25 protein-coding genes are annotated in these 23,498 nt (G+C 67.8%); 9 read left to right on the plus strand and 16 right to left on the minus strand.

Annotated features, from left to right (window positions below; all coding sequences use genetic code 11):
- The 5 genes from ACZ5TV_RS05600 to npdG all read right to left on the minus strand — a co-directional run bounded on the left by ACZ5TV_RS05600 (nucleotide 1) and on the right by npdG (nucleotide 5,474).
- A complete protein-coding gene (locus ACZ5TV_RS05600) occupies nucleotides 1–1,002 on the minus strand; it encodes an ABC transporter permease (RefSeq protein ID WP_379779806.1) in 1,002 nt (333 codons plus the stop codon).
- A complete protein-coding gene (locus ACZ5TV_RS05605; protein ID WP_379779808.1) occupies nucleotides 999–1,988 on the minus strand; it encodes an ABC transporter permease in 990 nt (329 codons plus the stop codon). Before ACZ5TV_RS05605 ends, ACZ5TV_RS05600 begins: the two co-directional genes overlap by 4 nt.
- An 80-nt stretch (nucleotides 1,989–2,068) precedes the next feature.
- The gene (locus ACZ5TV_RS05610; protein ID WP_379779810.1) at nucleotides 2,069–3,652 is read right to left on the minus strand and encodes an ABC transporter substrate-binding protein; all 1,584 of its coding nucleotides are present in this window, start codon (nucleotides 3,650–3,652) and stop codon (nucleotides 2,069–2,071) included.
- A gap of 221 nt (nucleotides 3,653–3,873) precedes the next feature.
- Nucleotides 3,874–4,716, minus strand: a complete 843-nt coding sequence (locus ACZ5TV_RS05615; RefSeq protein WP_464384210.1) for a polyprenyl synthetase family protein — start codon at nucleotides 4,714–4,716, stop codon at nucleotides 3,874–3,876.
- 89 nt (nucleotides 4,717–4,805) lie between these two features.
- A complete protein-coding gene (gene npdG, locus ACZ5TV_RS05620; protein ID WP_464384211.1) occupies nucleotides 4,806–5,474 on the minus strand; it encodes an NADPH-dependent F420 reductase in 669 nt (222 codons plus the stop codon).
- A 124-nt stretch (nucleotides 5,475–5,598) separates the two neighbouring features.
- On the opposite strand from npdG, the gene ACZ5TV_RS05625 reads away from it, so the two are divergent.
- Nucleotides 5,599–5,904, plus strand: coding sequence for a MazG-like family protein (locus ACZ5TV_RS05625; RefSeq protein ID WP_464384212.1), 306 nt, complete (start codon nucleotides 5,599–5,601; stop codon nucleotides 5,902–5,904).
- 68 nt (nucleotides 5,905–5,972) lie between these two features.
- On the opposite strand, the gene ACZ5TV_RS05630 is transcribed toward ACZ5TV_RS05625, so the two are convergent.
- The 4 genes from ACZ5TV_RS05630 to glmM all read right to left on the minus strand — a co-directional run bounded on the left by ACZ5TV_RS05630 (nucleotide 5,973) and on the right by glmM (nucleotide 10,198).
- A complete protein-coding gene (locus ACZ5TV_RS05630; RefSeq protein ID WP_464384213.1) occupies nucleotides 5,973–7,091 on the minus strand; it encodes a carbohydrate kinase family protein in 1,119 nt (372 codons plus the stop codon).
- Nucleotides 7,088–8,044 carry a ribose 1,5-bisphosphate isomerase gene (locus ACZ5TV_RS05635; protein ID WP_464384214.1) on the minus strand — a complete coding sequence of 319 codons (957 nt, stop codon included), beginning with the start codon at nucleotides 8,042–8,044 and terminating at the stop codon, nucleotides 7,088–7,090. The genes ACZ5TV_RS05630 and ACZ5TV_RS05635 overlap by 4 nt, the downstream gene beginning before the upstream one ends.
- 97 nt (nucleotides 8,045–8,141) lie before the next feature.
- On the minus strand, nucleotides 8,142–8,621 hold the full coding sequence (locus ACZ5TV_RS05640) for a hypothetical protein (RefSeq protein WP_379783653.1): 480 nt from the start codon (nucleotides 8,619–8,621) through the stop codon (nucleotides 8,142–8,144).
- Nucleotides 8,622–8,833: 212 nt separating this feature from the next.
- Complete coding sequence (gene glmM, locus ACZ5TV_RS05645; protein WP_464384215.1) at nucleotides 8,834–10,198, minus strand: phosphoglucosamine mutase; 1,365 nt, start codon at nucleotides 10,196–10,198, stop codon at nucleotides 8,834–8,836.
- Nucleotides 10,199–10,347: 149 nt separating this feature from the next.
- Here glmM and ACZ5TV_RS05650 point away from each other — a divergent pair, with 149 nt between their 5' ends.
- Nucleotides 10,348–10,950, plus strand: coding sequence for a hypothetical protein (locus ACZ5TV_RS05650; protein WP_464384216.1), 603 nt, complete (start codon nucleotides 10,348–10,350; stop codon nucleotides 10,948–10,950).
- Between the two features lie 69 nt (nucleotides 10,951–11,019).
- Here ACZ5TV_RS05650 and ACZ5TV_RS05655 read toward each other — a convergent pair whose 3' ends face one another.
- From ACZ5TV_RS05655 to ACZ5TV_RS05670, 4 genes are all read right to left on the minus strand, one after another.
- Nucleotides 11,020–11,628: a DUF7504 family protein gene (locus ACZ5TV_RS05655; RefSeq protein WP_379782865.1), complete on the minus strand. Its 609-nt coding sequence runs from the start codon at nucleotides 11,626–11,628 to the stop codon at nucleotides 11,020–11,022.
- Nucleotides 11,629–11,671: 43 nt separating this feature from the next.
- Nucleotides 11,672–12,058 (minus strand): hypothetical protein, encoded by a 387-nt coding sequence (locus ACZ5TV_RS05660; protein WP_379782863.1) that lies wholly within the window; start codon nucleotides 12,056–12,058, stop codon nucleotides 11,672–11,674.
- Nucleotides 12,058–12,753: an RAD55 family ATPase gene (locus tag ACZ5TV_RS05665; RefSeq protein ID WP_379782861.1), complete on the minus strand. Its 696-nt coding sequence runs from the start codon at nucleotides 12,751–12,753 to the stop codon at nucleotides 12,058–12,060. Before ACZ5TV_RS05665 ends, ACZ5TV_RS05660 begins: the two co-directional genes overlap by 1 nt.
- Nucleotides 12,754–12,864: 111 nt before the next feature.
- Complete coding sequence (locus ACZ5TV_RS05670; RefSeq protein ID WP_379782859.1) at nucleotides 12,865–13,338, minus strand: chemotaxis protein CheW; 474 nt, start codon at nucleotides 13,336–13,338, stop codon at nucleotides 12,865–12,867.
- A gap of 102 nt (nucleotides 13,339–13,440) precedes the next feature.
- Between ACZ5TV_RS05670 and cheB the strand changes: the two genes are divergently transcribed.
- The 7 genes from cheB to ACZ5TV_RS05705 all read left to right on the plus strand — a co-directional run bounded on the left by cheB (nucleotide 13,441) and on the right by ACZ5TV_RS05705 (nucleotide 21,369).
- Nucleotides 13,441–14,535, plus strand: a complete 1,095-nt coding sequence (gene cheB / locus ACZ5TV_RS05675) for a chemotaxis-specific protein-glutamate methyltransferase CheB (protein ID WP_464384217.1) — start codon at nucleotides 13,441–13,443, stop codon at nucleotides 14,533–14,535.
- Nucleotides 14,535–16,856, plus strand: a complete 2,322-nt coding sequence (locus ACZ5TV_RS05680; protein ID WP_379782262.1) for an ATP-binding protein — start codon at nucleotides 14,535–14,537, stop codon at nucleotides 16,854–16,856. The genes cheB and ACZ5TV_RS05680 overlap by 1 nt, the downstream gene beginning before the upstream one ends.
- Nucleotides 16,853–17,656 (plus strand): CheR family methyltransferase, encoded by an 804-nt coding sequence (locus ACZ5TV_RS05685; protein ID WP_379782264.1) that lies wholly within the window; start codon nucleotides 16,853–16,855, stop codon nucleotides 17,654–17,656. Before ACZ5TV_RS05680 ends, ACZ5TV_RS05685 begins: the two co-directional genes overlap by 4 nt.
- Nucleotides 17,656–18,864 carry a HEAT repeat domain-containing protein gene (locus ACZ5TV_RS05690; RefSeq protein WP_464384218.1) on the plus strand — a complete coding sequence of 403 codons (1,209 nt, stop codon included), beginning with the start codon at nucleotides 17,656–17,658 and terminating at the stop codon, nucleotides 18,862–18,864. Before ACZ5TV_RS05685 ends, ACZ5TV_RS05690 begins: the two co-directional genes overlap by 1 nt.
- Nucleotides 18,865–19,737: a CheF family chemotaxis protein gene (locus ACZ5TV_RS05695; protein WP_379783102.1), complete on the plus strand. Its 873-nt coding sequence runs from the start codon at nucleotides 18,865–18,867 to the stop codon at nucleotides 19,735–19,737.
- A gap of 259 nt (nucleotides 19,738–19,996) precedes the next feature.
- Nucleotides 19,997–20,713: an HAD family hydrolase gene (locus ACZ5TV_RS05700; protein WP_379783100.1), complete on the plus strand. Its 717-nt coding sequence runs from the start codon at nucleotides 19,997–19,999 to the stop codon at nucleotides 20,711–20,713.
- Nucleotides 20,710–21,369, plus strand: coding sequence for a class II aldolase/adducin family protein (locus tag ACZ5TV_RS05705; protein WP_379783098.1), 660 nt, complete (start codon nucleotides 20,710–20,712; stop codon nucleotides 21,367–21,369). The genes ACZ5TV_RS05700 and ACZ5TV_RS05705 overlap by 4 nt, the downstream gene beginning before the upstream one ends.
- Nucleotides 21,370–21,430: 61 nt before the next feature.
- On the opposite strand, the gene ACZ5TV_RS05710 is transcribed toward ACZ5TV_RS05705, so the two are convergent.
- From ACZ5TV_RS05710 to ACZ5TV_RS05720, 3 genes are all read right to left on the minus strand, one after another.
- Nucleotides 21,431–22,054 carry an Sjogren's syndrome/scleroderma autoantigen 1 family protein gene (locus tag ACZ5TV_RS05710; RefSeq protein WP_464384219.1) on the minus strand — a complete coding sequence of 208 codons (624 nt, stop codon included), beginning with the start codon at nucleotides 22,052–22,054 and terminating at the stop codon, nucleotides 21,431–21,433.
- Between the two features lie 180 nt (nucleotides 22,055–22,234).
- Complete coding sequence (sufU, locus tag ACZ5TV_RS05715; protein WP_379783671.1) at nucleotides 22,235–22,654, minus strand: Fe-S cluster assembly sulfur transfer protein SufU; 420 nt, start codon at nucleotides 22,652–22,654, stop codon at nucleotides 22,235–22,237.
- Between the two features lie 48 nt (nucleotides 22,655–22,702).
- On the minus strand, nucleotides 22,703–23,335 hold the full coding sequence (locus ACZ5TV_RS05720) for a response regulator (RefSeq protein ID WP_464384220.1): 633 nt from the start codon (nucleotides 23,333–23,335) through the stop codon (nucleotides 22,703–22,705).
- Nucleotides 23,336–23,498 lie beyond the last annotated feature (163 nt).

Here is a 23,498-nt window from a genome sequence, read left to right on the forward strand (position 1 = left end):
TCAGACACCCCGCTGTCCCTCGTCCATGTTCGGGTCCAGCGCGTCGCGGAACCAGTCGCCGAGGAGGTTTACGGCGATCACCGTCAGTACGATACCGATACCGGGGAGTGTTGAGACCCACGGGCGGGTTCGGAGGATGTCCTGTCCCCGCTCGATCTCGTACCCCCAAGAGAGCGTCGTCCCGGAGAACCCGAGGTACGCCAACGACGCCTCGAGCAAGATGATCACCGCCACCTGGATCGTCCCGAGCACGATGATCGGCGTGATACTGTTGGGAAGGATGTGTCCGAGCAAGATGTCACGGTCCTTCGTCCCGAAGCTCTTGGCTGCTTTGACGTACTCCTCGTTGCGTAGCGAGAGCGCCTCCCCGCGAGCGACGCGGGCGAACCACACCCAGATCACGAGCGCGGCGACGATCGTGACGGTCCCCGGTATCGGTATCGACTCCGGCATCCCGTCGGCGAGGCCGAGTGCCACGATCGGGTCGGGGACGTACACCGGGGACTCGCCGAACACCCCGATCAACGCCAGTGCGAGCACGAGCGCCGGGAACGCCAACATCGTGTCCGCCACGCGCATCAGCGCGTCGTCGACGCGGCCGCCGTAGTACCCCGCGATCAACCCGATCGGCACGCCGATAAGCATCGCTATCAGCGTGGCCGAGAAGCCGACCAGCAGCGAGATCCGGGCCCCGTACACGAACCGCGAGTAGACGTCCTGACCAACGTTGTTCGTTCCGAGGACGTGTGCGGACTCCGACGTCACCTCCACTTCCCGTATCTCGCCGTCGACGGCCACCTGTGTGGTGTAGTCGAATCCGATCGGCGGGTACGCGTTGCCACCTTCGTCGTAGTATCCGGTTCGTGTCGGGTCGTGTGTCGCCAGCAACGGCGCGAACACGGCCATCAGCACGATGCTTACGAGCAGCACCATCCCGATCTTCGGGAGGAGGCTCTCACGGAACGTCCGTCGGAGGTTCGAGGTTATCCTGTCGGAGATCATTCGTCGCTCACCCGCGGGTCGAGAGAGGAGTACAGCGCGTCGACGCCGATGTTGATCGTCACGAACGCGACCGCGATGAACACGATGATCCCCTGCATCAGCGGCCAGTCACGGGCGTCGAGCGCGTCTATCAGCCGGAGCCCGAGTCCCGGCCAGTTGAACACCGTCTCGGTGATCACCGCCCCGCCCATGAGCGTCCCCATCTGAAGCCCCAACACGGTGAGGATCGGGATCATCGTGTTTCTGAGGACGTGTTTGTACCGCACGAGGACCGCCGGTAACCCCTTCGCGCGAGTCGCCGTCACGTACGGTTTCCCGAGCTCGTCGACCATTCCGCTGCGGGTCAGTCGTGTGATGAGCGCGGTGAAGTACGTCCCAAGCGTGAGCGCCGGTAACGTGATATGCCGGAGCCACGCGAGGAGGTCGCCGACGGAGCCGAACGCGACGAGCGTCCAGATCGCCTCGCCAAGGCCGACGGGGCGGCGACCGGTCGGGAGGATCCCGATCCAGACGCCGAAAAGCAGGATCAACATCAGGCCGAGCCAGAAGTTCGGCGTGCTGATCCCTAAAAGCGAGAACAACGTCGCCCCGTAGTCCGACGGCTGGTTCCGGCGTGTCGCCGAGACCACACCGAGCGGGATCGCGATAACGAGCGCGACCATAGTTGCTGCGATCGCCAGCTCGAGCGTAGCAGGGATCCGTTCTATTACCATCGCCTCGACTTCCCGGTTCGACCGCCAGGAGTAGCCGAAGTCGCCGACGAGCAGCCCCTGAACGTAATCGAGGTACTGGACGTGGATCGGCTGGTCGAGACCTTCCTGTGCCCGCACCCGGGCGATCGTCTCGGCCGTTGCTCCTTCACCGAGCATCAGCGTCGCCGGATCGCCGGGCGAGACTGCCCGGAGGCCGAACATAATTGTCACGACACCCCAGACGACGAACACCGCCTGTAGGGTCCGCCGGAGGAGGAACTTCACAGTCGACATCTCGATGTGTCCTCGAAACCCGCCCCGCGATAATTAGCTTTCGACACGACCACCGTGCCGCCGCGTTCGGGGTCCGGATCTTACTGGTTCATCCCCCAGACGTACACGGTCTCGTCCTCGCGGGGGTCCCACTGGATGTCCTCGCGGACGCCGTAGATGCTCTCCTGCGTGTGCAAGAAGACGAATGGGGCCTTCTCGTGGGCGATCCGGTTGACCTCCTCGAGCTGTTCGCGACGCTCGTCCGGGTCTTCGATCGCCTGACTCGCCAGGATCGCGTCGCTGAGCTCCTCGTCGTCGAACGTTCGCGTCTCCGCCTCCTGACTGAAGAAGCCTTGAACACCATAGTCGGTGTCGCCCGTGATCGTCCCCCAGCCGATCATGTAGAACGGGATCTCGATCACGTCGGGGTCGATGCCCGCAGAGTTCGCGTCGGAGACGACCCCGAAGTCGACGATGTTCACGTCACAGTCGACGTTGTCGAGCTGGTCGATCTGGTCGGCCGCGGTCTCACCGACCGCGGCGTCGTTGAGGTACCGTCCCTGCGGAACGGTGAGCTCGATCTCGATCCCACCGTAGCCGCTGTCCTCAACGAGGCTTTCGGCCATTCCGATGTCCTGTTCGTACGGCTCGATGTCGGGGTTGAAGCCGTTGATCCCGGGGGCGACCGGCTGGCCCCGCGCCTCGCCGAACCCGCTGAGCACGGAGTCGACGATCCCCGCGTTGTCGACCGCGTAGTTCATCGCCTGCCGGAACTCCTGGCTGTCGAACGGTTCGACGGTGTTCTTCATCGGCAGGAAGATGTTCCGGAAGCTGGTCACCCGCCGGATCTCGACGTCGTCGGCGTTCTGTACCGTGTTGACGTCCTCGGGGAGAATGTTGATCGTCAGGTCAGTCTCACCGGTTTCGAGCGAGCTGACCCGACCGCTGGACTCGCCATCAGCGTTGAAGACGACGCGTTCGAACGGCGGCTCCTCGCCCCAGTAGTCGTCGAAGCGTTCCAAGACGATCTCCTCACCGGAGGTAAAGTCGACGACCTCGTAGGGGCCGGTCCCATTGAAGTCTTCGGGGTCCGCACCGGAGACCGACTCGCCCTCCTGGTCGGCGTCGTGGTTCTCGATCGACCAATCGCGGTTCATCGCGCGGGCGTAGTTCCCGAACTCGAACTCGGCGAGGCCGGGCGCGCCGTTGTAGTACACTTCCAAGGTCGTGTCGTCCATCGCCTCGGCACCGGTGATCGAGCCGAGCCCGAACGCGCCGATGTCGCTGGCGACACCGATGTCGTTGTCGACGGTCCGGTTGATCGTCCACGCCACGTCCTCTGCGGTCATCTCATCGCCGTTGTGGAACACGACATCGTCGCGGAGCTGGAGCTCGGTCGTTCCACCGCCGAGGATCTCCGTGTCCTCGACCACCCGCGGGAAGATCCCCTCCCCGGGCTCGAAGTCGAATAGCGGTTCGTAGATGTGGTCTAACACGTCGAAATAGTCACCAGTGATGTGATCGAGCGGATCGATCGTGTCGGGGAACTGCGTCAGCGTGATCGTGAGTTCGTCCGGTCCCTCTTCGCCGAGACAACCGGCGAGCCCGGCCATGGAAACACCGGCAACGCCGGTGGCTTTCAGGACGTCTCGTCGGCGCAGGTCGAAGCGTGAGCCTTGCGACATAGTGGCATCATTTGCCGATCGATCATATATAGTTGTTGGTACCTCTTCCGAGATGACGGATCGTCCGTAGATCGTTCGGATCGAATCCCGATGCCTATGTGATATGGAGGTATCAGACCCAGAGAGATCCGAGATCCCAAATGATAACAGGCGTGTATCCTATCGGATCCGAATAACAACGCGATTAGAAACCGTACAGAGCGTTCACCCACGCCGAACCGTCACCGCTCCCGAACGACGACGAACTCGGCGAGGTCCCGGAGGTACTCGATCGCCTCCGTCTCGGGTGGATCCGCGTCTTCGAGCGCTTCGAGCGCGAGGTCGGACTGCTCCCGTGCCCGAGCGTTGATCTCCTCGGGCGTCAGCGAAGTCACCTGTAACACCGACGGCCGGTCCATCTCGGCGTCCTGACCCGTCGGTTTCCCGAGATCGCCGGCGTCGGCGGTGGCGTCCAACACGTCGTCGCGCATCTGGAAGGCGACGCCGACGCGCTCGGCGTACTCCCCGAACGATTCCACCGCGTCCGGGTCGGCGTCGCCGGCGACGGCCCCGAGCTCCGCGGCCGCCCGGAACAGCGCACCGGTTTTCCGGCGGGCGAGCTGCATGTACTCGGCCTCCGTCGTCGGCCGGTCGGCGAGCTCGGTCGCCTCGCCCTCGCCGAGCTCGACCATCGCCTCGGCGACGGTCCGCATCGCCCGCTCGTCGGTCGAAAAGAGCGCGAACGCCTCGCCGAGGAGGCCGTCGCTCGTGACGATCGCCGGACCGTAGCCGAACTCCGCCCACGCCGAGGCCGTCCCCCGGCGCACCGCCGAGCGGTCGATGATGTCGTCGATCACGAGCGAGGCGTTGTGGACGAACTCGATCCCGGCGGCGAAGTCGACGGCGTCCGCCGGATCGCCGTCGAAGGCCTCACACGCGAGTATCGTTACGGCGGGGCGAACGCGCTTCCCGCCGGCGAGGACGACGTGACCGAGTTCGTCGGACAGCGCCGCCGGTTCGACGTCGTCGATGACCGTCTCGATCCGGTCCTCGACCAGCGCGACCCGGCGCTCCAGGTACTCCATCTACCGCGGAGAGGACCCGCCCGCGCAAAGGCCTAACGGAACGCGGTGCGACCCGGATCGAACCGGAGACACGGCCCGGAGCGTCCGACTCACGTGAACCGGATCCCGAGGTCGTGAAGCCCATCGTTGTTGCTCGCGACGTTGATGAGCAGCGGCGTGAGCGCCTCGATCTCGGGCGCGTTGGCGAGCCCGCCGGCGTCGAGGACGCGGAGCCCCTCGATCCCCTCGGCGACGTCGCTCACGATCCCCTTCGCGTCCTCGTCGTCGGCGACGACGAGCGTGTCGATCCCGAGGTCGGCGTCGAGGTTCGCGAGGCGGGCGGCCGCGAGGTTGTGGAACGCGCCCACGACGGCGACGTCCTCCGGGGCGGCGTCGGCGGCGATCCGCGTCACCGACCCCGCGCCGGGCTTGTGGTAGTGGAACCCGTCGTCGTCGCGTTTCATTCCCGTCGCCGGGGAGACGAGCACATCGCCCGCGTCGAGCGCGTCCGCGACCGCTTCGACGGTGTCGCCGACGTGGTACGGCGGGACCGCGAGCACGACGATGTCCGCCCGCTCCGTTGCCGCGACGTTCTCGAAACCAGTTACCTCGCGGTCGAGTCCGCGACTGTCGAGCTCCGTGGTGTACTCCTCGGCTTTCGTCTCCGCCTTCTCTGCGTCGCGGGAGCCGATCAGGACCTCGTGGGACGTGTCCGCCGCGAGCCGCAACGCGAGCCCCTCGCCGATGTCGCCGGTGCCGCCGAGTATCGCGATATCCATACCGATCGTCGGCGCGTCACGCTCTTAGGGGTTGCGTGACCGGCCGTCCTCGCCACCGTCGGCGGTGGCGTCTCGCCGGCTCCGCGAGCGTCGGGTATACCAGGTTCCCGCCACGATCCGCGGCATGGACCGCCAAGAACGCGTCGCGGCGTTCGTCGACGAGCAGGGCTGGAAGACCGACCTCGCCTACCGGGTGTTGGACCTCCAGAGCGAGGTGGGCGAGATCGCCGACGAGGTGACGACGACGACCGACTACGGGGCGAGCCCGGCGGAGGCACGGGTCGCCGTCGACGAGGTCGGCGACGCGCTGTTCGCGCTGCTGGCAGTCGCCGAGTCGGCCGGCGTCGACGCCGACGAAGCGCTCGACACGGCGATCGCGAAGTACGAACGCCGGATCGCGGAGACGGGAGACGGCGGATCGGGCGAGTGAGCGGTCGGCGGGTGGGTCCCGCGGCGAGCAGCGGGGGTGGAACGGGAAAGGAGCCGGCGTGGACGCTCCTACGCCCGGATCTCGATCAGGAGGTCCGCCTCCGGCTCCTCGCCCATCACCGACCGAACTCGGTCCCACGAGAGGTCGGTTCGGGCGGTGACGGTGCCCGCGGCGATCGCCCCGCACGCGTTCGCGACGAGCAGGGGTACCTGGTAGTCGCGCGGGTCGTGTGAGAACCCGTCGCCTGCCGCGGCCTCGTCCCGCAGTATCGCCCCGAGGAATCCGGCCGCAAACGCGTCGCCCGCGCCCGCGGTGTCGACCGCGTCGACCTCGAACCCCGGATGCGAAACATCGCCGTGTGGGGTGTGGACGGTCGCGCCCGCCCCGCCATGCTTCACGGCGACCACCCGGTCGTCCGGCGCGCGCGGGTCGATACCCGTCGCGTCGGCGAGCGCGTCCGCCTCCCGGTCGTTCACGAACAGCAGGTCCGACGCCCGGATCGCGGCGTCGTACTCCCGGTCGGAGACGCGCCGTCCGGGGTCGAAGCTGCGAGTCGCGCCCGCCTCGGCGGCGGCCGTCGCCAGCGCGGCCGCGGTGTCGGGCTGTTGGCCCGTGAGGTGGAGGTGATCGGCCGACACGAGGGTCTCGCGGTCGAGGTCCGCGGCCGAGTACGACTCGTTAGCCCCCTCGTTCGCCAGCATCAGCAGCTCCCCCGCGCCGTCGACGATCACGTAGGTGACGGAGGTCGCCTCGCCAGCGTCGACGAGCACGTGTCCGGGGTCCACGCCCGCGCTCGCGAGCTCGCGAAGCGCGAGCGCGCCCGACTCGTCGCCGCCGACGCTCCCGAAGACGATCGACCGCCCGCCGAGCCCGACCAGCCCTACCGCGACGTTTGCGGCGCTGCCGCCGCCGGACTGTTCGAGCCGCTCGATCCGCGTCTCGCCGTCCCGCTCGGGGAGCTCGTCGACGTGGATCGTCACGTCCCAGTTGATGTGGCCGGCGGTGACGACCTTCGGCGATCCGGCCCCGGACTCCGGGTGGAGATCGGGGTCGTCCGCGGGCGGGACGCGGCCGTCACCGCTCGTGTCCGTGCCATCGCCATCCACGGTCGCGTCGCCATCCGCCGTCGCGTCGCCATCCGCCGTCGCGTCGCCATCCGATTCGTCCCCGTTCGTTCGCCCGCTCATGGCTCCGCCCACGGCTCGGCCGCCCCCTCGCCGAACAGCTCGCGCATCAGCGCCACGATGCTCTCGGGCGGGAACTGGCCGTGTTCCGTCACGATCGCGTCCATGTACCGCGGCGGCGTCACGTCGAACGCGGGGTTCTCGACGTCGATGCCACCGATCGCCTCGCGGGTGCCGGGGTCTATCACCTCCGCCTCGTCGCGCATTTCGATCTCGACGGTGTGGCCCGTCAGCGTCTCCGGGTGGAGCTTGATCGTCTGGGCGGCGGTCATGATCGGGACGCCGCGCTCGCGGGCGTTGACGGCGAGCCCCGACGTGCCGATCTTGTTGATCACGCCGCCGTCGGCCGCGATCGAGTCCGCGCCGACGACGACGTGGTCGACCTCGTCGAGGTAGCGCCGCGCCGCGGAGTCGACGATGAGGGTGACGGGGACGCCGGCCTCGCGGAGCTGTTCGGCGGTGATGTGACCCTGGTTTCGCGGGCGGGTCTCCTTGACGACCGCCGAGATCTCCTTGCCCTGTTCGACGGCCGCTTCGATACAGGCGAGCGCGTCCGTGGAGTGACAGTGCGTCATCACCGTGTCGCCGTCGGCGAGGCGGTTCGCGCCGACGCGCCCGAGATCGCCCTGCGCGCGGTCGAGCTGGTCGGTGAACGCCGCGGCCGCATCGACGACGTTCCGCCGGAGCGTCTCGACATCACTCCCGTCCATCCGCTGGAGGACGTACCGCAAGGCGTTCGGCAGCGAGACGGCGGTCGGCCGGGTCTCTCGGAGGGTTCGCGCGGCCGCACGGAGGGAGGCGCGGAACGCCTCGGGGGAGTCGGCGTCGGTTTCGCGCGCTTGCGCAGCCAGCGCCTCGGCCGCCCCGGCGGCGATCGTCGCTGCGCCGCGGATCTCCATCGTAGCGATCGCCTCGGCGGTGTCACGCACCGACGCGACGGGCTCGTGCTCGGTCATACCGGTACCGTGTCCGCCCCGGTATATATAAAGCCGGCTCCGTCGGAGTCGTGTCCTCGGACGCACCCTTCTTCGAACCAGCCGGTCGCGGCAGGGCTTACCGAGTGATCGTTCGAGTGGCCATCGTTTTCAGCGTGAACGACCCCGCATCCTCGACGGTGTGTCGAACGGTGACGTCCATTGGCGGGTGCGTGAACTCGACGGCCGCGTCGTACGCGATCTCCCCCTCGCACTCGGGGAGGTCCGTGTTCGGAGGCGAGTCGGCCGGGTTGAAATCGATACGGACCTCCATATCCGCGTCGTCACGGTCGCGCTCTCCGACGCCGTTCAGCGCGGTGACGGAGAGCCCGTCGGCGACTCGCGGAACCGCGATACTCCCTTCGATCCGTATCCGTGTCCCGTCGTCCGAGCTGGGTGTGATCGTTGCCGACTCGTCCGGGGCGTCGCGACAGCGCCGATCCAGGGCCTGAATGCTGCTCGATGCGACTTCGGGCGTCGTCGAGGTGGCGGTTGAACAGCCTGCCAAGCCGCCGATACCGGCGGTTCCGAGCAATGAGAGGAGGGCTCGTCGGTCCATAGCTAAGTACTAACATACTGTTATAAATGTTTTCTCGTACGGTCGATGTGACACATCGACCGGATCCGGTTCGCGATAAACCGCTGAGAACCCGACACCGACGCTTGCCTCAACTGTTGATAAGCAGTCGTGTGAATCCACGCAGACCGGTAACAAGTAGCTGTCTCCACTCGGGGTCGGATTTATAACCTCCGTTCGGGTCGAGGACCCCGCTACCGGCCGCTTTCGACCGCCTGTCGCATCTCCTCGGCGAGTCGCTCGGCGCGGTCGGCGTCGGCGGATTCGGCGTAGATACGGATCTTCGGCTCCGTCCCCGAGGGTCGAACGAGCACCCACGCGTCGCCGTAGTCGAGGCGATAGCCGTCGGTCGTGTTCGGCGTCGCGTCGGCCGTCTCGACGTAGGCGCGGGCGGCGGCGAGCATGTCCTCACGCTCGTCTCCCCCGTCGTACTCGACGTTGACCCGCACGAAGTGGTAGTCCGCGTACGGCGCGACCACCTCGCTGGCCGGCGCGCCGTCGGCGGCCGCGAGTAGCTCGAGGAACTTCGCACCGATGTACGCGCCGTCCCGCGAGAGCCGGTACGGCGGGAAGAACACCCCGCCGTTCCCCTCGCCGGCGATCGGCACCCACGTTCTCTCGTCGTCGAGCTCGCGGGTACGGGTGATGATGTTCGTCGCGCCGATGGGGGTCAGCTCCAGTGCCGCGTCGTTGTCGTCGCAGACGTCGACGAGCCGCTGGGAGACGTTGACCGCGCTGACGACGGCGTCGCCCGGCTCCAAGGCGTCGTCGGCCAGTGCTGCGAAGGACGTGTCGCCGTCGACGACCGCCCCCGTCTCGTCGACGAACACCGCGCGGTCGGCGTCGCCGTCGTGGGCGATCCCGACGTCGGCGTCGCTCGTCGCGACGAGCCGCGAGAGCGCCGTCAGGTTCTCCGGCACCGGCTCGGACTCCCGCCCGGGGAAGTGGCCGTCCGGGGTCGCGTTTACCGTCAACACGTCACAACCCAGCTCGCGGTAGATCCGCGGGGAGCTCACGGACGCCGCGCCGTGACCGGGGTCGACGGCGACCGTGAGCCCGGCGTCGGCGATCGACTCGTCGTCGACCGCCGCGACGAGCTGGTCGACGTAGTCGTCGACGGCCCCCTCAACGCGGGTCTCCGTTCCCGCGTCCCGCCAGTCCGCCAGATCGTAGTCGTCGTCGAGCACGCGCCGCTCGACGCGTTCGAGCACGTCGACGGAGAGCTCGACGCCGTCGTCGCCGACGAGCTTGACGCCGTTGAACTCCGGCGGGTTGTGCGAGGCAGTGACGAGCACGCAGGGAACCCCCGTGGACTCACAGTAGTTGCCGACGGCGGGCGTGGGAACGACGCCCAGTCGGTCGACGTCACAGCCGACCGCGGCGAGCCCGCTCGCGGCCGCGTTGGCGAACAGTTCCCCGGTCGTCCGGGTGTCCCGGGCGACGGCGACACGCTCGGCGTCCCAGGTCGTCCCGGCCGCCTTCGCGATGTCGAGGACCAGCTCCGGCGTGAGGTAGCGCAGCGCGACCCCCCGAATGCCGCTGGATCCGAACAGCTCCATACCCCGCCATGTGCCGGCCGACGGGAAAGCGGTTCCGAACGCGGGCTACGGCGAACGCGACGGGACGGTTCGACGTACCGTCCGTGCTCGAACGCCCTCCGTGGCCGCCGACTCGTGTGGTTGAAACCGTCGCCGCCCGTACGGATCCCATGACGCGATCACGACGGGCGCTGCTCGCCCGGGTCGGCGGCGCGGTCGCCGCGGTCGGAACGACGGCCGTAGCCGGCTGTCTCGACTTCGCGGCCGGCGACGGAGCACAGGGTCCCGACGGGACGCCCGCGACCCTCTCCTGTCCCGACGGGGGGTTCGTTCGTCTCGACGCCCCGTTCGACGAGCCGATCGAGACGCGAACCGTCGAGACCGACGACACACGCTTCGAGCTCTCGACGGAGGCCACCTCGGAGACGTACGGCTCGACGCTCCGGCTCGTGTTGCGGAACAGCGGCGGGGCGACCGCCAGAACGGAGGGGGAGTACGCGTATTCGATCCAGCGCCGGACGGACGAGGGCTGGCTCGACGTCCGGGGAGCGACCGGCGGCGCTCCCGCGACGCTCCCGCGCGAGGAACGCCCGCTCGACCCGAACGGGACGTACAGCTGGTCGCTCCGCCTGAACGAGGAGTCGTTGACGTCGGCGGTTCCCGAGCGCGAGCTCGACGTCTGCCCGCCGCTCGGTCCCGGTACGCACCGGTTCGTCTACTGGGGGATCGTCGATGCCTCGCCCGTCGGCGTGGAGTTCGAGCTCGTCGGTTGAATCGCCCCCGAAGCCAATCGCGGGGTTCCCCGCCCGGCGGTCGGTCGTTGCTGCCGCTCCACCGAGGCGTCAGAACCCGATCCACTCGGAGGGCTGCCCCATCCGCCCACGGACGCGGAACTGGCGCTCGTCGTCTTCGACGCGCGTCTCCACCACGAGCTCGAACGGTTCGTGGAGCGTGTGTATCACCTGTTCGTCGTGTGTCGTCGATCCCACGACCCCAACGAACGGCCAGTCCTGCCCGGAGGCCTGCGAGGTCATCACGCGAGTGAACCGGAAGATCCGTTCCGGCTCCCAGTACATCAACAGCTCCGACAGCGAGTAGACACCGACCGCGCGGGAGAGCCCGGCCGAGGACTCGACGACGTCAGTGAACTTGATCCCGATCTCGGTCAAGTCGCCCGGGCTTCCGACGTACTTCGTGGTCGGGGTGTCCGCGGGCTTGTCGCCCTGTTGGTGCGTGACACAGTCGATAACGATCACGTCGTCGGCGCTGCCGCCCGTGGCGCGTGCGTAGTCCGTACGGACCTTCTCGGCCGTGCGGCCGGTCGAGACGAGGATGGGCGCGTCCGACCACGCGGCGAGAAGGCGGTTGAACAGGTCGTACTTCCCGCTCATCGGGGGGCCGCTGATGAGCACGCTGTCGGCGTCGAGGACAGCCTCGGGAAGCACGCTCATATGTCCCACCTGAGGGCGAGTCCGGTAAAACCCTTCCGAGGGATCACTTTCGGAGGAACGACGGGAGGTCAAGTGACGACGGAGGCCCGTTCCGCGGTCGCTCCGTGAGAGTCAGTTCGCTGAGGGCTCCGGGAAGCGCCGCCGGCACCGGCGGGCGGCGAGGCGTCCCCGCGGCGTCGACGAGCTCCTTCCACACCGCCTCGGGCTCGTCGACCGGCGCTTCGAGCGCCTTCGTCCGTCCCTCGTCGTAGGCGAGCTCCACCAGGCTCCGGTCGTACGCGCTCGGGAACGCGGCTAGGACGCGGTCGAGCTCGGTCGGTCGGTCGCTCCCACAGCCCGCGGCGACGCCGAGCGCGAACGCCCGGTCGACTGCCTCCCCGCGGTCGAGCTCGGCCTTCTCCCAGTCCGTGCCGAAGGTCCGATCGTACATCAGTGGGTCACCGTCGCCGCCCCACCGACACGAAGTCCACCGTCGGTAAACTCGACGTCTTGGATGTCGGTATCGATGTCCGCTCCACGCATCTTCAGCACCTGTAGTCCGCGGCGCATCCCGTCGTCCTCCAAGTAGTTATGCATGAACACGACACCGTGTGCGAGGTAGTGCTCCTCGGAGTACGCGCTCGGATCGGTCATCTCGGAGATGAGGAGCGTGGTCGCGTCGGTTCGTTTAAGCGACGAGAGGAGTTGGATCATGGTGTCCTCGTCGTCGTCGAGCAGGAATCGCAACAGCATCGTCGAGTCGAAGACGATGCGGTCGATGTCGCGGGAGTTGATGAACCCAGTGAGTCGATTAGCGACGCCGGACCGATCCCGGCGTTCGCCGGGCAGTCCGAAGAACCGACGACCGTCGGCCGAGAAGGAGTCCAAGAACGTGATACGGTCGGTTTCCAGGGCGCGGTCGAAGCCGAAATCGTAGCCGCCCATATCGCGTTTGATCCCCGCTTTGGTCTCGTGCATGCTGACGTACAGCACGTCGTCCCCGTTTCGGGCCCCCTGCGCGGCGAACTGTGAACAGAACGTCGTCTTCCCACTGCCGGGCGGGCCGCTTACCACGTACAGTCGATCGGCTGGGAACCCGCCGTCGACCACCTCGTCGAAGCCGGGGACCCCACTGGAGACGCGCATACCTGGATCCTCGCGGGTTTCCGCATAAGCCTTGCCGCCCGGTTTTCAGCGGTGAGAACGCCGAGTGATCGTCGAGTCGCCTCGGCCACACGCAAAAGCGCCCGATTCGAGTTAGGCTGTCGTCGACTCGTCGACCGGGACATCGGTGCCCTCGCCCCCGTCGACTGCGGGATCGACCCACACGACGAACCGGTCGTCCGACTTGACGATCCCGTTGATCCCCTGATCGTCCGTGGTCGTGCCCTCGTCGACGTCCTCGACACCGACGTCACGAACTTGGAACACCTCATCGACGATCCACCCGACGGTGCCGCCCTCCGAGAGCCGGTCGTCGTCGAACACGACGATCCGCTCTCGGGGGCCCGTCCCCTCGATATCGAACAGCGTCTTGGGGTCGACGATCGTCGTCGTCCGTCCGCGGAGGTCCATCACGCCCTCGACGTGGTCGGGTGAGTTGGGGATCCGCGTGAGCTCGCCGGCGTCGACGATCTCGTCGATGACGCCGATGTCCAAACAGTACGTTCCCTCGCCGAGGCCGAACTCCAGTACCTTCGTGAGCTCGGCGTCCGTCTGTATGGCTGCCATACACGACGGTGTGTGGAAACGACTCATAACCGTGTCCCCTGAATTATCACCGGTGATTACTGGGTCCGTGGGTTTATGCCGATTCTGGGCGGTCTCTCGGACATGAGTAGGACGACGGATCGACGCGGTGGGCGGGGGCACGCTCCGCGGGTGGTCGTCGTCGACGACTCCCCGTTCATGCGGGGGCTGATCGCCGACCTCCTCGACGACGCCGGGGTGGCGGTCGTCGGCGAGGCCGGCGACGGCGCGGAGGCGCTCGAAGTCGTCGCGGAGACGCGACCGGACGTAGTGACGATGGACGTCGAGATGCCCGGAATGGGCGGACTCGAGGCGGTCGAGCGGATCATGGCCGAGACGCCGACGCCGATCCTGATGCTGTCGGCACACACCGACGACGGGGCGGCAGTAACGTTCGAGGCGCTCGAGCGCGGTGCGGTCGACTTCTTCGCGAAGCCGGGTGGCGAGGTGTCTGCCGGCGTCTCCCGCGAGGCTGACCGGCTCGTCGCTGCCGTGCGGTCGGTGGCGGACGCCGACCTCGACGCGGCGACGCGCGACGGCGCGGCCGCCGACGTGGAGGCCGACGCGGGTGGCAGCGCGGGGCCCTCGACCCCGAGCAGGGACCTAACGGACCCCGTGACGGTCGTGATCGGGGCGTCGACCGGCGGGCCGAACGCGGTCGAGCGCGTGCTCGCCTCGTTGCCGATGGCGGACTGTCGCGTCCTGATCGTCCAACACATGCCCGAGGCGTTCACGTCGCGGTTCGCCGACCGGCTCGACGGCGTTTCCGCGTACGACGTGCGTGAGGCGACTGACGGCGAGCGGATCGGCGCGGGCGAGGCGCTCGTCGCCCGCGGCGGCAACCACCTCGAAGTCGGGAGCTATCGCGCGGGACGCCTCCGCGTGAAGCTCACGGAGGACGACTCGCGATCGGTCACTCCCGCCGTCGACGTGACGATGGAGTCGGCCGCCGGGACGGTCTCCGACCCGCTGGTCGGTGTGATACTGACCGGGATGGGGTCGGACGGATCGATCGGGATCCGCGCGATGGCGGACGCCGGCGCACGGACGATCGCACAGAGCGAGGACACCTGTGTGATCTACGGCATGCCGAAGCGCGCCGTCGCGACGGGCGTGATCGACGCGGTCCACGACCTCGACGACGTCGCCGGTGCGATCTTCGACGGAGGTGCGGCCTGATGGACTCACACCGTGCGGCGTTCGTCGCCGAGGCCGAAGACGGGATCACCGACCTCAACAACGCCCTGCTCGCGCTGGAGGCCGACCCCTCGGACGACGCCGCGATGGACGACGTGTTTCGGGTCGCCCACACGCTGAAGGGGAACGCCGCCGCGATGGGGTACGAGGACGTCTCCTCGTTCGGACACACGCTGGAGGACCTCCTCGACGCGGTCCGCTCGGGCGATCGGGAAGTGACCCCCGAGCTGATGGACCTGTTATTCGAGGGCGTCGACACTGTCGAAGCAATGGTTGCGGAGATCGCCGACACCGGGGAGGTATCGACCGATCCCACGGATCTGGAGTCGCGGCTCCGCGCCATCGAGAAACACGGAACGGTCGATCCGGCGGGCGATACAGGGAGCAACGAGACGGAACACGACGAGACGGAACACGACGACACAGAACACGGCGATACGGAACACGACGAGACGGAACACGGCGATACAGAAGGCGGTGACAGGCAGAACGGAGCAGACGGAAACGCCGAGGATAACGACGGAGGAGACAACGCGGAGACGAGCACGGACGTCGACGAACCCGCGAACGCCGACGTCACGGTGCCGCCGTTGCCGGACAGGGCGACCGAGCTCGGCGACGAGATCGTCTACGCCGCGGTCACCGTCGGGGACAGCGCCATGCCGGGCGTCGACGCGACGCTCATCACGCAGGCTGTCGACGGGCAGTTCGACGGGTTCGTCACTGATCCCGACGCTGACGCTCTCGAAGCCGGCGAGTACGACGGCGGGTTCGACGTGTTCGTCGCCGACGCGAACCCCGAAGTCGTCGCGAAGGGGCTCGACGCGCTCGCGCAGGTCGAATCAGTGACGGCAGCTCCCGTGGAAGCCGAGACGAACAACGCGGAGGACCCGGACACCGACGCTGGTGCTGACGGCACCACGGACGACGCGGACACCATCACCGCCGACGCAAACGACGCGGACACCATCACCGCCGACGCCAACGATACCGCCGACGCCAATAGCGCCAACGATACTGCCGACGCCGACGACACCACCACGGACGGCAGCAACCGCGACGAGATCAAGTCGATCCGGGTAGACGTCGACCAAGTCGACGAGCTGTACGGGCTGGTCGAACAGCTCGTGACGAGCCGGATCAAGCTCCGCCGCGAGCTGGAGGGCGCGGACGCGGAACCGGACACGTTAGACGAGCTGGACAAGCTCGCGTCGAGCCTCCAGGACACCGCGATGGATATGCGGCTCATCCCGTTCTCACAGGTGTCGGACTCGTTCCCGCGGCTGGTTCGGGACATCGCCCGCGACCTCGACAAGCAGGTACGGTTCGAGATCGAAGGCGACGACGTCGAGCTCGACCGGACGATCCTCACGGAGATGCGGGACCCGCTCGTACACGTCCTGCGGAACGCGGTCGACCACGGGATCGAGCCCCCCGCCGAGCGGGAGGCGGCCGGGAAGGACCCGCGAGGAGAGGTTCGACTCACCGCGGAGCGGGAACGGGACCACGTGATCATCGAGGTCGACGACGACGGCGGCGGCCTCGACGCGGACCGACTCCGCGACAAGGCGGTCGCCGAGGGCGTCGAGAGCCGGGACGCGGTCGAGGCGATGACCGACGACGAGGTGTACGACCTCGTCTTCCACCCGGGCTTCTCGACGGCGGAGGAGGTGACCGACGTCTCCGGACGCGGCGTGGGGATGGACGTGGTTCGGACTACCGCGCGGGACCTCGACGGATCCGTCTCTGTTAGTAGCGACCCCGGCGAGGGGACCACCGTCACGTTCCGGCTACCGGTCACCGTGGCCATCGTGAAGGTGATGTTCGTCGACGTCGGCGGCACCGAGTACGGGATCCCGATCAAATCGATCGCGGAGGTGTCCCGTGCGGACGGGATCGAGCGGGTCCACGGCGACGAGATCGTCCGACACGAGGGCGATCTCTACCCGGTCGTCAGGCTAAACGAGCGGCTCGAAGGGGCGAACGGATCGGAAGCATCGAGCCGGACCACGACTCCCGACGATGCCGATGTCGACGCCGGTTCCGACGCGGACACGGCCCCGGTCGACTCGTCGACGACCACAGCGACGGACGGCGGGGCGAGCGCCGACGACGAGGGGATGCTCGTCCGGATCCGTGAGGACACCCGGACGGTCGCGCTCCACTGTGACGGCGTGTTGGACCAGGAGGAAGTGGTCGTGAAACCGCTCGACGGTCCGCTGTCGGGGACGCCGGGACTCAGCGGGACCGCAGTGCTCGGCGACGGTGACGTCGTGGCCGTCCTCGACGTGGTGAGCCTATGACCGGGGACGCCGCCTTCGACGGGGTGTTACGCCAGATCGACGACTCCGTCCCGTTCGAGCCAGGCTACTACAACGAGTCGTACCTCGACCGGCGGATCTCCGCTCGAATGCGCCGTCGTGACACCGACTCACACACGGAGTACGAGCGGCTCCTCCGCGAGGAGAAAGCGGAGCGGCAAGCACTGATGGACGCGCTCACGATCAACGTGACCGAGTTCTTCCGCAACCCCGAGATGTGGGCGGTGCTGCGTGAGGTGCTGATCGACCTGACCGAGGAGAAACGCCGTGTCCGCGTCTGGTCGGCACCCTGTGCGGACGGACGGGAGCCGTACTCGCTGGCGATGTTGGCGTGTGACGACCCCGACATCAACGAGCGGCGGGTCGAGATACTCGGGAGCGACATCAGCGAGGAGGCGCTCGAGAACGCCCGAGAGGGGGTCTATCACACGACTCGAACGACGGATATCGCCGAAGAGCTCGCGCCGCTGTCGAACCCCGAGCGGTACGTCGACCGCGACGGCGACAGCTTCCGCGTGCGGGCCGAGCCCCGTCGACTCGTCGAGTTCGACACACATGACCTCATACGCGACGGGTCGCGCGGACCGTTCGAGTTGGTGTTGTGTCGGAACCTGCTGATCTACATCGATGTCGGGCACAAGGGGGCACTGTTCGACACGCTGGAAGCGTCACTCGCTGATCGGGGCGTCCTCGTCGTGGGTATGACGGAGAGCGTCCCGCCGGACCGAAGCGACGAGTACGAACCGATCGACAAGCGGCGGCGCGTGTTCCGGAGGCACTGATGTCGCTGTACCGCCACGCGCGCGACGGAAACGTCGAACGGCTTAGGGACGCGCTGGGGAGCGACAACGCCGCGGTCCGAAAGCGGGCAGTGGAGTTCCTCGGCGAGCTCGGTGAAGTCGACGACCAGGCGACTATCGACGGGCTGCTCCGAGCTGCCACCGCGGACGATGACCCCGGCGTTCGAGGAGCGGCTGTCGACGCCCTCGACGAGATCGGACAGGAGGCGCTCGAACAGCTCCTCACCGAACTCACGGGGGGAAGCGGGTCGGAGGCCGAGTGGGTGACCGCCCGCAAGTTCGCTCGCGCGCTCGACGCCGACCGCCCCGAGCTCCGGATCGCGGCGGCAAACGCGCTCGCACGGCTCGACGAACCCAGCGCTCTACCGGCGGTAGTGGACGCCCTCTCGGACCCCGACCCCCGTGTCCGGCTGCGAGCGTGCCACGCCTGCGGAACCTTCGCGGACCCACGGGCGATCCCGGCACTGATCGACCGCCTCGACGGCGAGCCACGCGTCCGGCGGGCAGCGGCGAACGCACTCGGGAGTATCGGCACCGATCGCGCGCTCGACCCCCTACTCGACCTGCTCGACGACTCGGACGAGTCGATCCGGCGGATCGCGGCGGGCGCACTCGGCAACGCGAACAACCCGAAGCCGGTGGAGCCGCTGGCACGGGCGCTTGGCGACGAGAGCGCGATCGTTCGGAACGCGGCGGTGTACTCCGTGATCGAGCTGCTCTCGAACGTGCCGACCGAGCACAGCCACACGGTCCGAGACCGGGTCGTCTCCGAGCTACAGGCGGCCGACGACGAGACCGTCGTCGACCCCCTCGTCGAGATCCTCACGAAGGGGAAACAGCGCCGACAGCGGCGGAACGCGGCGTGGATCCTCGGACGTGTCGCGGACCCGGACACGGCGCCGGCCGTCGAGGCGCTCGCGGACGCGCTCGCCGACGACGACCCCCAGACCGCACAGTTCGCTGCGACCAGCCTCCAGAGCCTCGGCGGACCGGTCGTGGAGGACCGGCTCCTCGATCGGGTCGGTACCGAGCACCCCGAGGAAGCCCGGGCGAAGGCGGTGTTCGTTCTTGGGTCAGTCGGCGGGAAGGAGACGCTGAACCGTCTCGAGGAGCTCACCGACGACGAGAGCGCAGCCGTCCGGAAGCGGGTGTTCTCCGCCGTCTCCAAGCTTCGAGCGGGGGGTGGGTAGATGGCGGGAAGCGACGGCGAGTACAAGGTCGCCGACACCCAAGCGCGGTTCGCAGTCGCCGTCCGCGAGGGACGCCCCGTCAACGACGTCTCCTGGACGCCCGGGCGGGTGTTGTTGTCGAACCGCCGGCTGATACTGGCCAGTAACGACGGGAAACGGACCGTTCCACTCTCGCAGCTGAACGGACTCGGCGGGCGACACGACGCCAACCAGTCGATCACGCGAGTCTCGAACTACGTGAGTTTTGACCTAGGCGATCAGGTCCTCATCGTCGCCGCGGCGGACCACGAGTCGTTCGAGCGGGACGTGTACCGCGCGCTGCTCGACCAGCGGACGCTGATGGCGAAACACCCGGCGGTCGCCGGCGGCGTCGTTCAGGAGAGCGAGTGGCAGCAGGCACGGGTGAAGATCGACGAGAACGGGCTCGGTGCCGCGCTCGAACAAGGGGCGTTCGTCGAGTTCGATCTCGACGATATCAGCGGGTTGGACGCCGCGAAACGGACCGTCGACGGAAAAAAGAAGCCGGTGATCGAGGTGTCACACACCGACGGAGACGGTACCAGCATCGAGACACACCTCGCAGGGAGCTCACAGCGAATGCGGTTCGTCGAAGCGTGGCTCCGCAAGGGCGAGGAGCGGAGTACCACGAACGTCGACCTCTCGAGCCGGGACCGAGAAGTGTTGATGGCGCTGTACTCCGGTGTCTCCCCGTTCGAGATCCCGGCCTTCCTCGGGATCGACGTCGACGTCGTCGAGGAGACGTTCGAACGACTGATCGAGCTCGACGTCGTCGAGGAGGTCCGGGTCCGGCGGGAGGTGACGCTCAACTCCCGCGGGCGAAACATCGCCAGCGAGGCGATGAACGAGCAGTGAGTCGGGGCACAACGCCGGAGCACTGACGCTCCGAGCGATCGGCGGATGGCGGACAGCCGGCGGCGACGCTCCCCGACCGGGTCACCGGACACCCGTCTCGCCCGGATCGGGGCGGTGGTCAGTACACGCACACGAGTGGTTCGACATCGGACAAAAGGAGTCGGCTGGGACGGTGGGGGACGGAGAAGAGTGGTTGCGGACGGTGGTCGCCCACCGGCGTCGAACCACGTTTAAGTCGCCGCTCCACGAGGGTCGATCCATGCGTTATGAGGCAGTCCTCCTCGATCTCGACGATACGCTGTATCCGTACGCCCCCTGCAACGAGGCGGGGAAGCGGGCGGCACTGGCGGCGTTCCGCGAGCGGGGATACGACATCGACCGTGACCGGTTCGACGACCTGTACGCGACCGGCCGCGAGGAGGCGAAACGCGAGCTCCGCGGGACCGCCGCCTCGCACGAGCGATTCATCTACTTCAAGCGTGCGCTGCGGTCGCACGCGGACCACCACGACGCCGCCGACGCGCTCGCGATCGGCGAGGCGTACTGGGAGGGGTATATCGATCGGATGGAGCCCTTCGACGGCGTTACGGAAGTGTTGGCGTCGGTCCGGGAGTCCGGGTCCGCGGTCGGCGTCGTGACGAACCTCACGACCCGTGTCCAGCTCGAGAAGCTGGAACGGTTGGGGATCGACGACCACGTGGACCGGCTGGTCACCTCGGAGGAGGTCGGCCGGGAGAAACCGAGCGCGCTTCCGTTCACGACGATGCTCGCGGCGCTCGACATCGCCCCGAGCGACGCGGTAATGGTCGGCGACAACCCGACCGCAGACGTCGAGGGGGCGAACGCGGTCGGGATGGATTCGGTGTTGTTCACCGGGGGGAGCCGTGAGCCACCCGCGCCCGACGCGCTGACTGGGGTCACCGAACCCGACCATCGCGTCGACGAGTTCGCGGCGCTGACGGAGGTGATCGCGTGACGGACGACCGGTCGCTCCTTCGGGACGAGCGCGAGGCGGTCGTCGAGCACGCGCCGGAGCTAGCGGCGCTTACGCCGGGCCGAACCGGTAATCTGAGTGTCCGTCACGATGACGCGTTCGCGGTCACCCCGACCGGTGTCGCGTACGACGCGTTCACCGCCGAGGACGTCCCGGTCGTCGGCCTCGACGGTGACCGTCGGGCGGGCCGAATGGCCCCCTCCAGCGAGGTGCCGATGCACACCGGGATCTACGACCACGCCGCGCCTGGCGCGATCGTTCACACCCACTCGCCGTGGGCGACGACGATGGCGACGCTTCATCGGTCGCTACCGCCGATCCACTACATGATCGTCTCGGTCGGCCGCGAGGTCCCCCTCGTTGAGTACGCCCCGTACGGCACGGAAGAGCTCGCGGTCAACGTCGTCGCCGCGATGGCAGAAGCAGACTCTGACGCCGCCATTCTGGCGAACCACGGCCTCGTTGTCACCGGGCCGGATCTGTCGACCGCGATCGAGAACACTCACCACGTCGAGGACCTCTGTCGGCTCTACCTTCGGTCGTCAGCCGTGGGGGAGCCCCACACGCTCACCGACGACCAGCTCGCGACCGTCGAGGAGCAGTTCGAGAGCTACGGGCAGAACCCGGACGGGACGTAGGGACGGGAGGTCCCGCCGGTTCGGCGATCGGTCCAACACGTCCGGACCGGGACCGGATCGATCACCGATCGAGCGCCGCAAGCGTCGCCGCCGCTTCCCGTGCGGCCTCCAAGTGTTCGCGTGCGCGACGCGGGTCGTCGGTTCCCTCCGCCGCTCGGGCGAAGCGAGTCAGCGTTCGCGTCAGCGACGCTCTCGCCTCGTCGACGCCATCGACCGAACCGGTCGCCGAGCGCTCGGTCATCCCCTCAGCCGCACCGGCCGCGGTCGGCGTCGCAGCACCCGCCGTCCCACCGCTGGGCGTGCCCGTCGTCAGGTCGCCCGATCCGGTGGGGTCGCTCGACCCGATGGTACCGCTCGACCCGATGGTACCGCTCGACCCGATGGCGTCGTCCGATCCGGGCGCATCAGCGACCTCCGCGGACCTGTTGTCCGCAGCGTCCGGCGTCGACCCGTCGTCGTCGGGCACCGCGTATCCGTCCTCAGTGGCGTGACAGCTCGGACAGAACTCTCGGCCGTCGTGGCGGAATATCGGGTCGCCGCAGGCGTCGCAGTGGCGGTTCGTCATCGTCGCGCCCTGTAAGAGCAGCTCGGACATTCGCTGGGTGTGTTCACGCTTCCGTTCGTCCTCCGCGAACTTCTCGCGGAGCTTCTCGCGTTCGGCCTCCTTGTCGAACCCGTCGCTCATACCTCCTCGGACGCCCTTCAGGCGCAAAAGTCCGGTGGGCTCGGTCGACGCTTCGATCCGGGGACGTGGTCGGATATCGGGACCGCTAACGGGGGTCGGCGGCAGGACCAGCGACGACGAGACCCGCTGGCGGGGAGCCGCGGTTGCGAAGCCGTCACGGACCGATCCCGTGTCGGTGCCTCACTCCTCCGTCCGGGTCCGGTCGGCGTCGAGCTCGCCCCGATGGATCTTCGAGCCGTCCTGTGCGACCTGCCGGCCGAGCACGGCACACTTGATCCGCATCGGCGATATCTCGACGCCGAGCATCTCCGTGACGTCCTCGGTGTCGAGCGCCTCCAGTTCTGCGACGCTCATCCCGTGGAGCCGTTCCGAGAGCATGCTGGCCGACGCCATCGAGATCGCACAGCCGTCGCCGGTGAACCGCACTGCCTCGACCGTCTCCTCGGCGTCGTCGAGCGCGACCTCCATCTTGATGGTGTCGCCACAGGAGGGGTTCTCGCCGACGTGGGTGAAATCCGGGTCCTCGAGCTCCCCGTAGTTGCGGGGGTTCTTGTAGTGATCGAGGATCTGCTGCCGGTACATGTCCGAGCCCAAGCCCATACTGTTTCCGGATACGTCAGTGGCGTTCAAAAGGGTTCCGTCGGGGTCTTACTCCTCCGAGCGTGCCGGGAGGGTCGTCGAGCCGGGGGCGTCTCGTGGCGTCCGTTCCGGCCGTGACGGGCCGGGGTCGACGTTTGAACTTCGTGGAGACGTGGCGTGAGCACGGATCGCAGCGAGGAGCCTATCGTACTGTCCCCTGTTCGATCGTTTCCGGAGATACGCGTCCGCACCGGCGGCGATCGCGCGGGACTCCACCCGCGCGTCGTGACACGTGGTGTGGAACAAAACCGGCGTTCGGACACCGTGCTCGCGGGCGCGGTCGACGAGGTCGATCCCGGTCCCGTCCGGGAGGCGCTGTTCGGTCACCACACAGTCGACCTCGGTGACGAGGTCGAGCGCGTCCGCGACGCGGTCGGCGGATCGGACCCTGACCTCCTCTTCGGCCCACGCGACGAACGCCCTCAGGAGTTCGGCCGCGCGCGGGTCGGGCTCGACGTGAAGGACATCGATCCCGGTTCGACGCCCGCCGTCGACGGCGACCCGGCCGGCCCCTCGCACCGAAGCCGCCGGGTCGTCGCCGATCGCTCGGCCGTCCGCGTCCTGTCGGCGTGTGTCGGGCGCTCCCGTCGTGTTCGCTCGTGTCAGTGCTTCTCGCGTGTGCTCCGCTCGTTCGTCGATCATGGTCGGTTGTTCCGGCTCGACACCTCGTCTCCCGCGGCAACTACTACGAGTGTAGTACTCGTTCTTCTAGTGTTTTGACCACCACGGGTGAGGTGATAAACATTGTGCGATCCCCGTTGTCACGGTTCGAACGGGGCGAAACCACCGGAAGTGACGATCGGTA

It is taken from the genome of Halorubrum tibetense, assembly GCF_055396225.1.

Excerpts from the sequence above, each read along its gene's own strand:
- ACZ5TV_RS05600 (WP_379779806.1), bottom strand. The coding sequence starts at position 1,002 with ATGATCTCCGACAGGATAACCTCGAACCTCCGACGGACGTTCCGTGAG.
- ACZ5TV_RS05605 (WP_379779808.1), bottom strand. The coding sequence starts at position 1,988 with ATGTCGACTGTGAAGTTCCTCCTCCGGCGGACCCTACAGGCGGTGTTC.
- ACZ5TV_RS05610 (WP_379779810.1), bottom strand. The coding sequence starts at position 3,652 with ATGTCGCAAGGCTCACGCTTCGACCTGCGCCGACGAGACGTCCTGAAA.
- ACZ5TV_RS05615 (WP_464384210.1), bottom strand. The coding sequence starts at position 4,716 with ATGGAGTACCTGGAGCGCCGGGTCGCGCTGGTCGAGGACCGGATCGAG.
- npdG (WP_464384211.1), bottom strand. The coding sequence starts at position 5,474 with ATGGATATCGCGATACTCGGCGGCACCGGCGACATCGGCGAGGGGCTC.
- ACZ5TV_RS05625 (WP_464384212.1), top strand. The coding sequence starts at position 5,599 with ATGGACCGCCAAGAACGCGTCGCGGCGTTCGTCGACGAGCAGGGCTGG.
- ACZ5TV_RS05630 (WP_464384213.1), bottom strand. The coding sequence starts at position 7,091 with ATGAGCGGGCGAACGAACGGGGACGAATCGGATGGCGACGCGACGGCG.
- ACZ5TV_RS05635 (WP_464384214.1), bottom strand. The coding sequence starts at position 8,044 with ATGACCGAGCACGAGCCCGTCGCGTCGGTGCGTGACACCGCCGAGGCG.
- ACZ5TV_RS05640 (WP_379783653.1), bottom strand. The coding sequence starts at position 8,621 with ATGGACCGACGAGCCCTCCTCTCATTGCTCGGAACCGCCGGTATCGGC.
- glmM (WP_464384215.1), bottom strand. The coding sequence starts at position 10,198 with ATGGAGCTGTTCGGATCCAGCGGCATTCGGGGGGTCGCGCTGCGCTAC.
- ACZ5TV_RS05650 (WP_464384216.1), top strand. The coding sequence starts at position 10,348 with ATGACGCGATCACGACGGGCGCTGCTCGCCCGGGTCGGCGGCGCGGTC.
- ACZ5TV_RS05655 (WP_379782865.1), bottom strand. The coding sequence starts at position 11,628 with ATGAGCGTGCTTCCCGAGGCTGTCCTCGACGCCGACAGCGTGCTCATC.
- ACZ5TV_RS05660 (WP_379782863.1), bottom strand. The coding sequence starts at position 12,058 with ATGTACGATCGGACCTTCGGCACGGACTGGGAGAAGGCCGAGCTCGAC.
- ACZ5TV_RS05665 (WP_379782861.1), bottom strand. The coding sequence starts at position 12,753 with ATGCGCGTCTCCAGTGGGGTCCCCGGCTTCGACGAGGTGGTCGACGGC.
- ACZ5TV_RS05670 (WP_379782859.1), bottom strand. The coding sequence starts at position 13,338 with ATGGCAGCCATACAGACGGACGCCGAGCTCACGAAGGTACTGGAGTTC.
- cheB (WP_464384217.1), top strand. The coding sequence starts at position 13,441 with ATGAGTAGGACGACGGATCGACGCGGTGGGCGGGGGCACGCTCCGCGG.
- ACZ5TV_RS05680 (WP_379782262.1), top strand. The coding sequence starts at position 14,535 with ATGGACTCACACCGTGCGGCGTTCGTCGCCGAGGCCGAAGACGGGATC.
- ACZ5TV_RS05685 (WP_379782264.1), top strand. The coding sequence starts at position 16,853 with ATGACCGGGGACGCCGCCTTCGACGGGGTGTTACGCCAGATCGACGAC.
- ACZ5TV_RS05690 (WP_464384218.1), top strand. The coding sequence starts at position 17,656 with ATGTCGCTGTACCGCCACGCGCGCGACGGAAACGTCGAACGGCTTAGG.
- ACZ5TV_RS05695 (WP_379783102.1), top strand. The coding sequence starts at position 18,865 with ATGGCGGGAAGCGACGGCGAGTACAAGGTCGCCGACACCCAAGCGCGG.
- ACZ5TV_RS05700 (WP_379783100.1), top strand. The coding sequence starts at position 19,997 with ATGCGTTATGAGGCAGTCCTCCTCGATCTCGACGATACGCTGTATCCG.
- ACZ5TV_RS05710 (WP_464384219.1), bottom strand. The coding sequence starts at position 22,054 with ATGAGCGACGGGTTCGACAAGGAGGCCGAACGCGAGAAGCTCCGCGAG.
- sufU (WP_379783671.1), bottom strand. The coding sequence starts at position 22,654 with ATGGGCTTGGGCTCGGACATGTACCGGCAGCAGATCCTCGATCACTAC.
- ACZ5TV_RS05720 (WP_464384220.1), bottom strand. The coding sequence starts at position 23,335 with ATGATCGACGAACGAGCGGAGCACACGCGAGAAGCACTGACACGAGCG.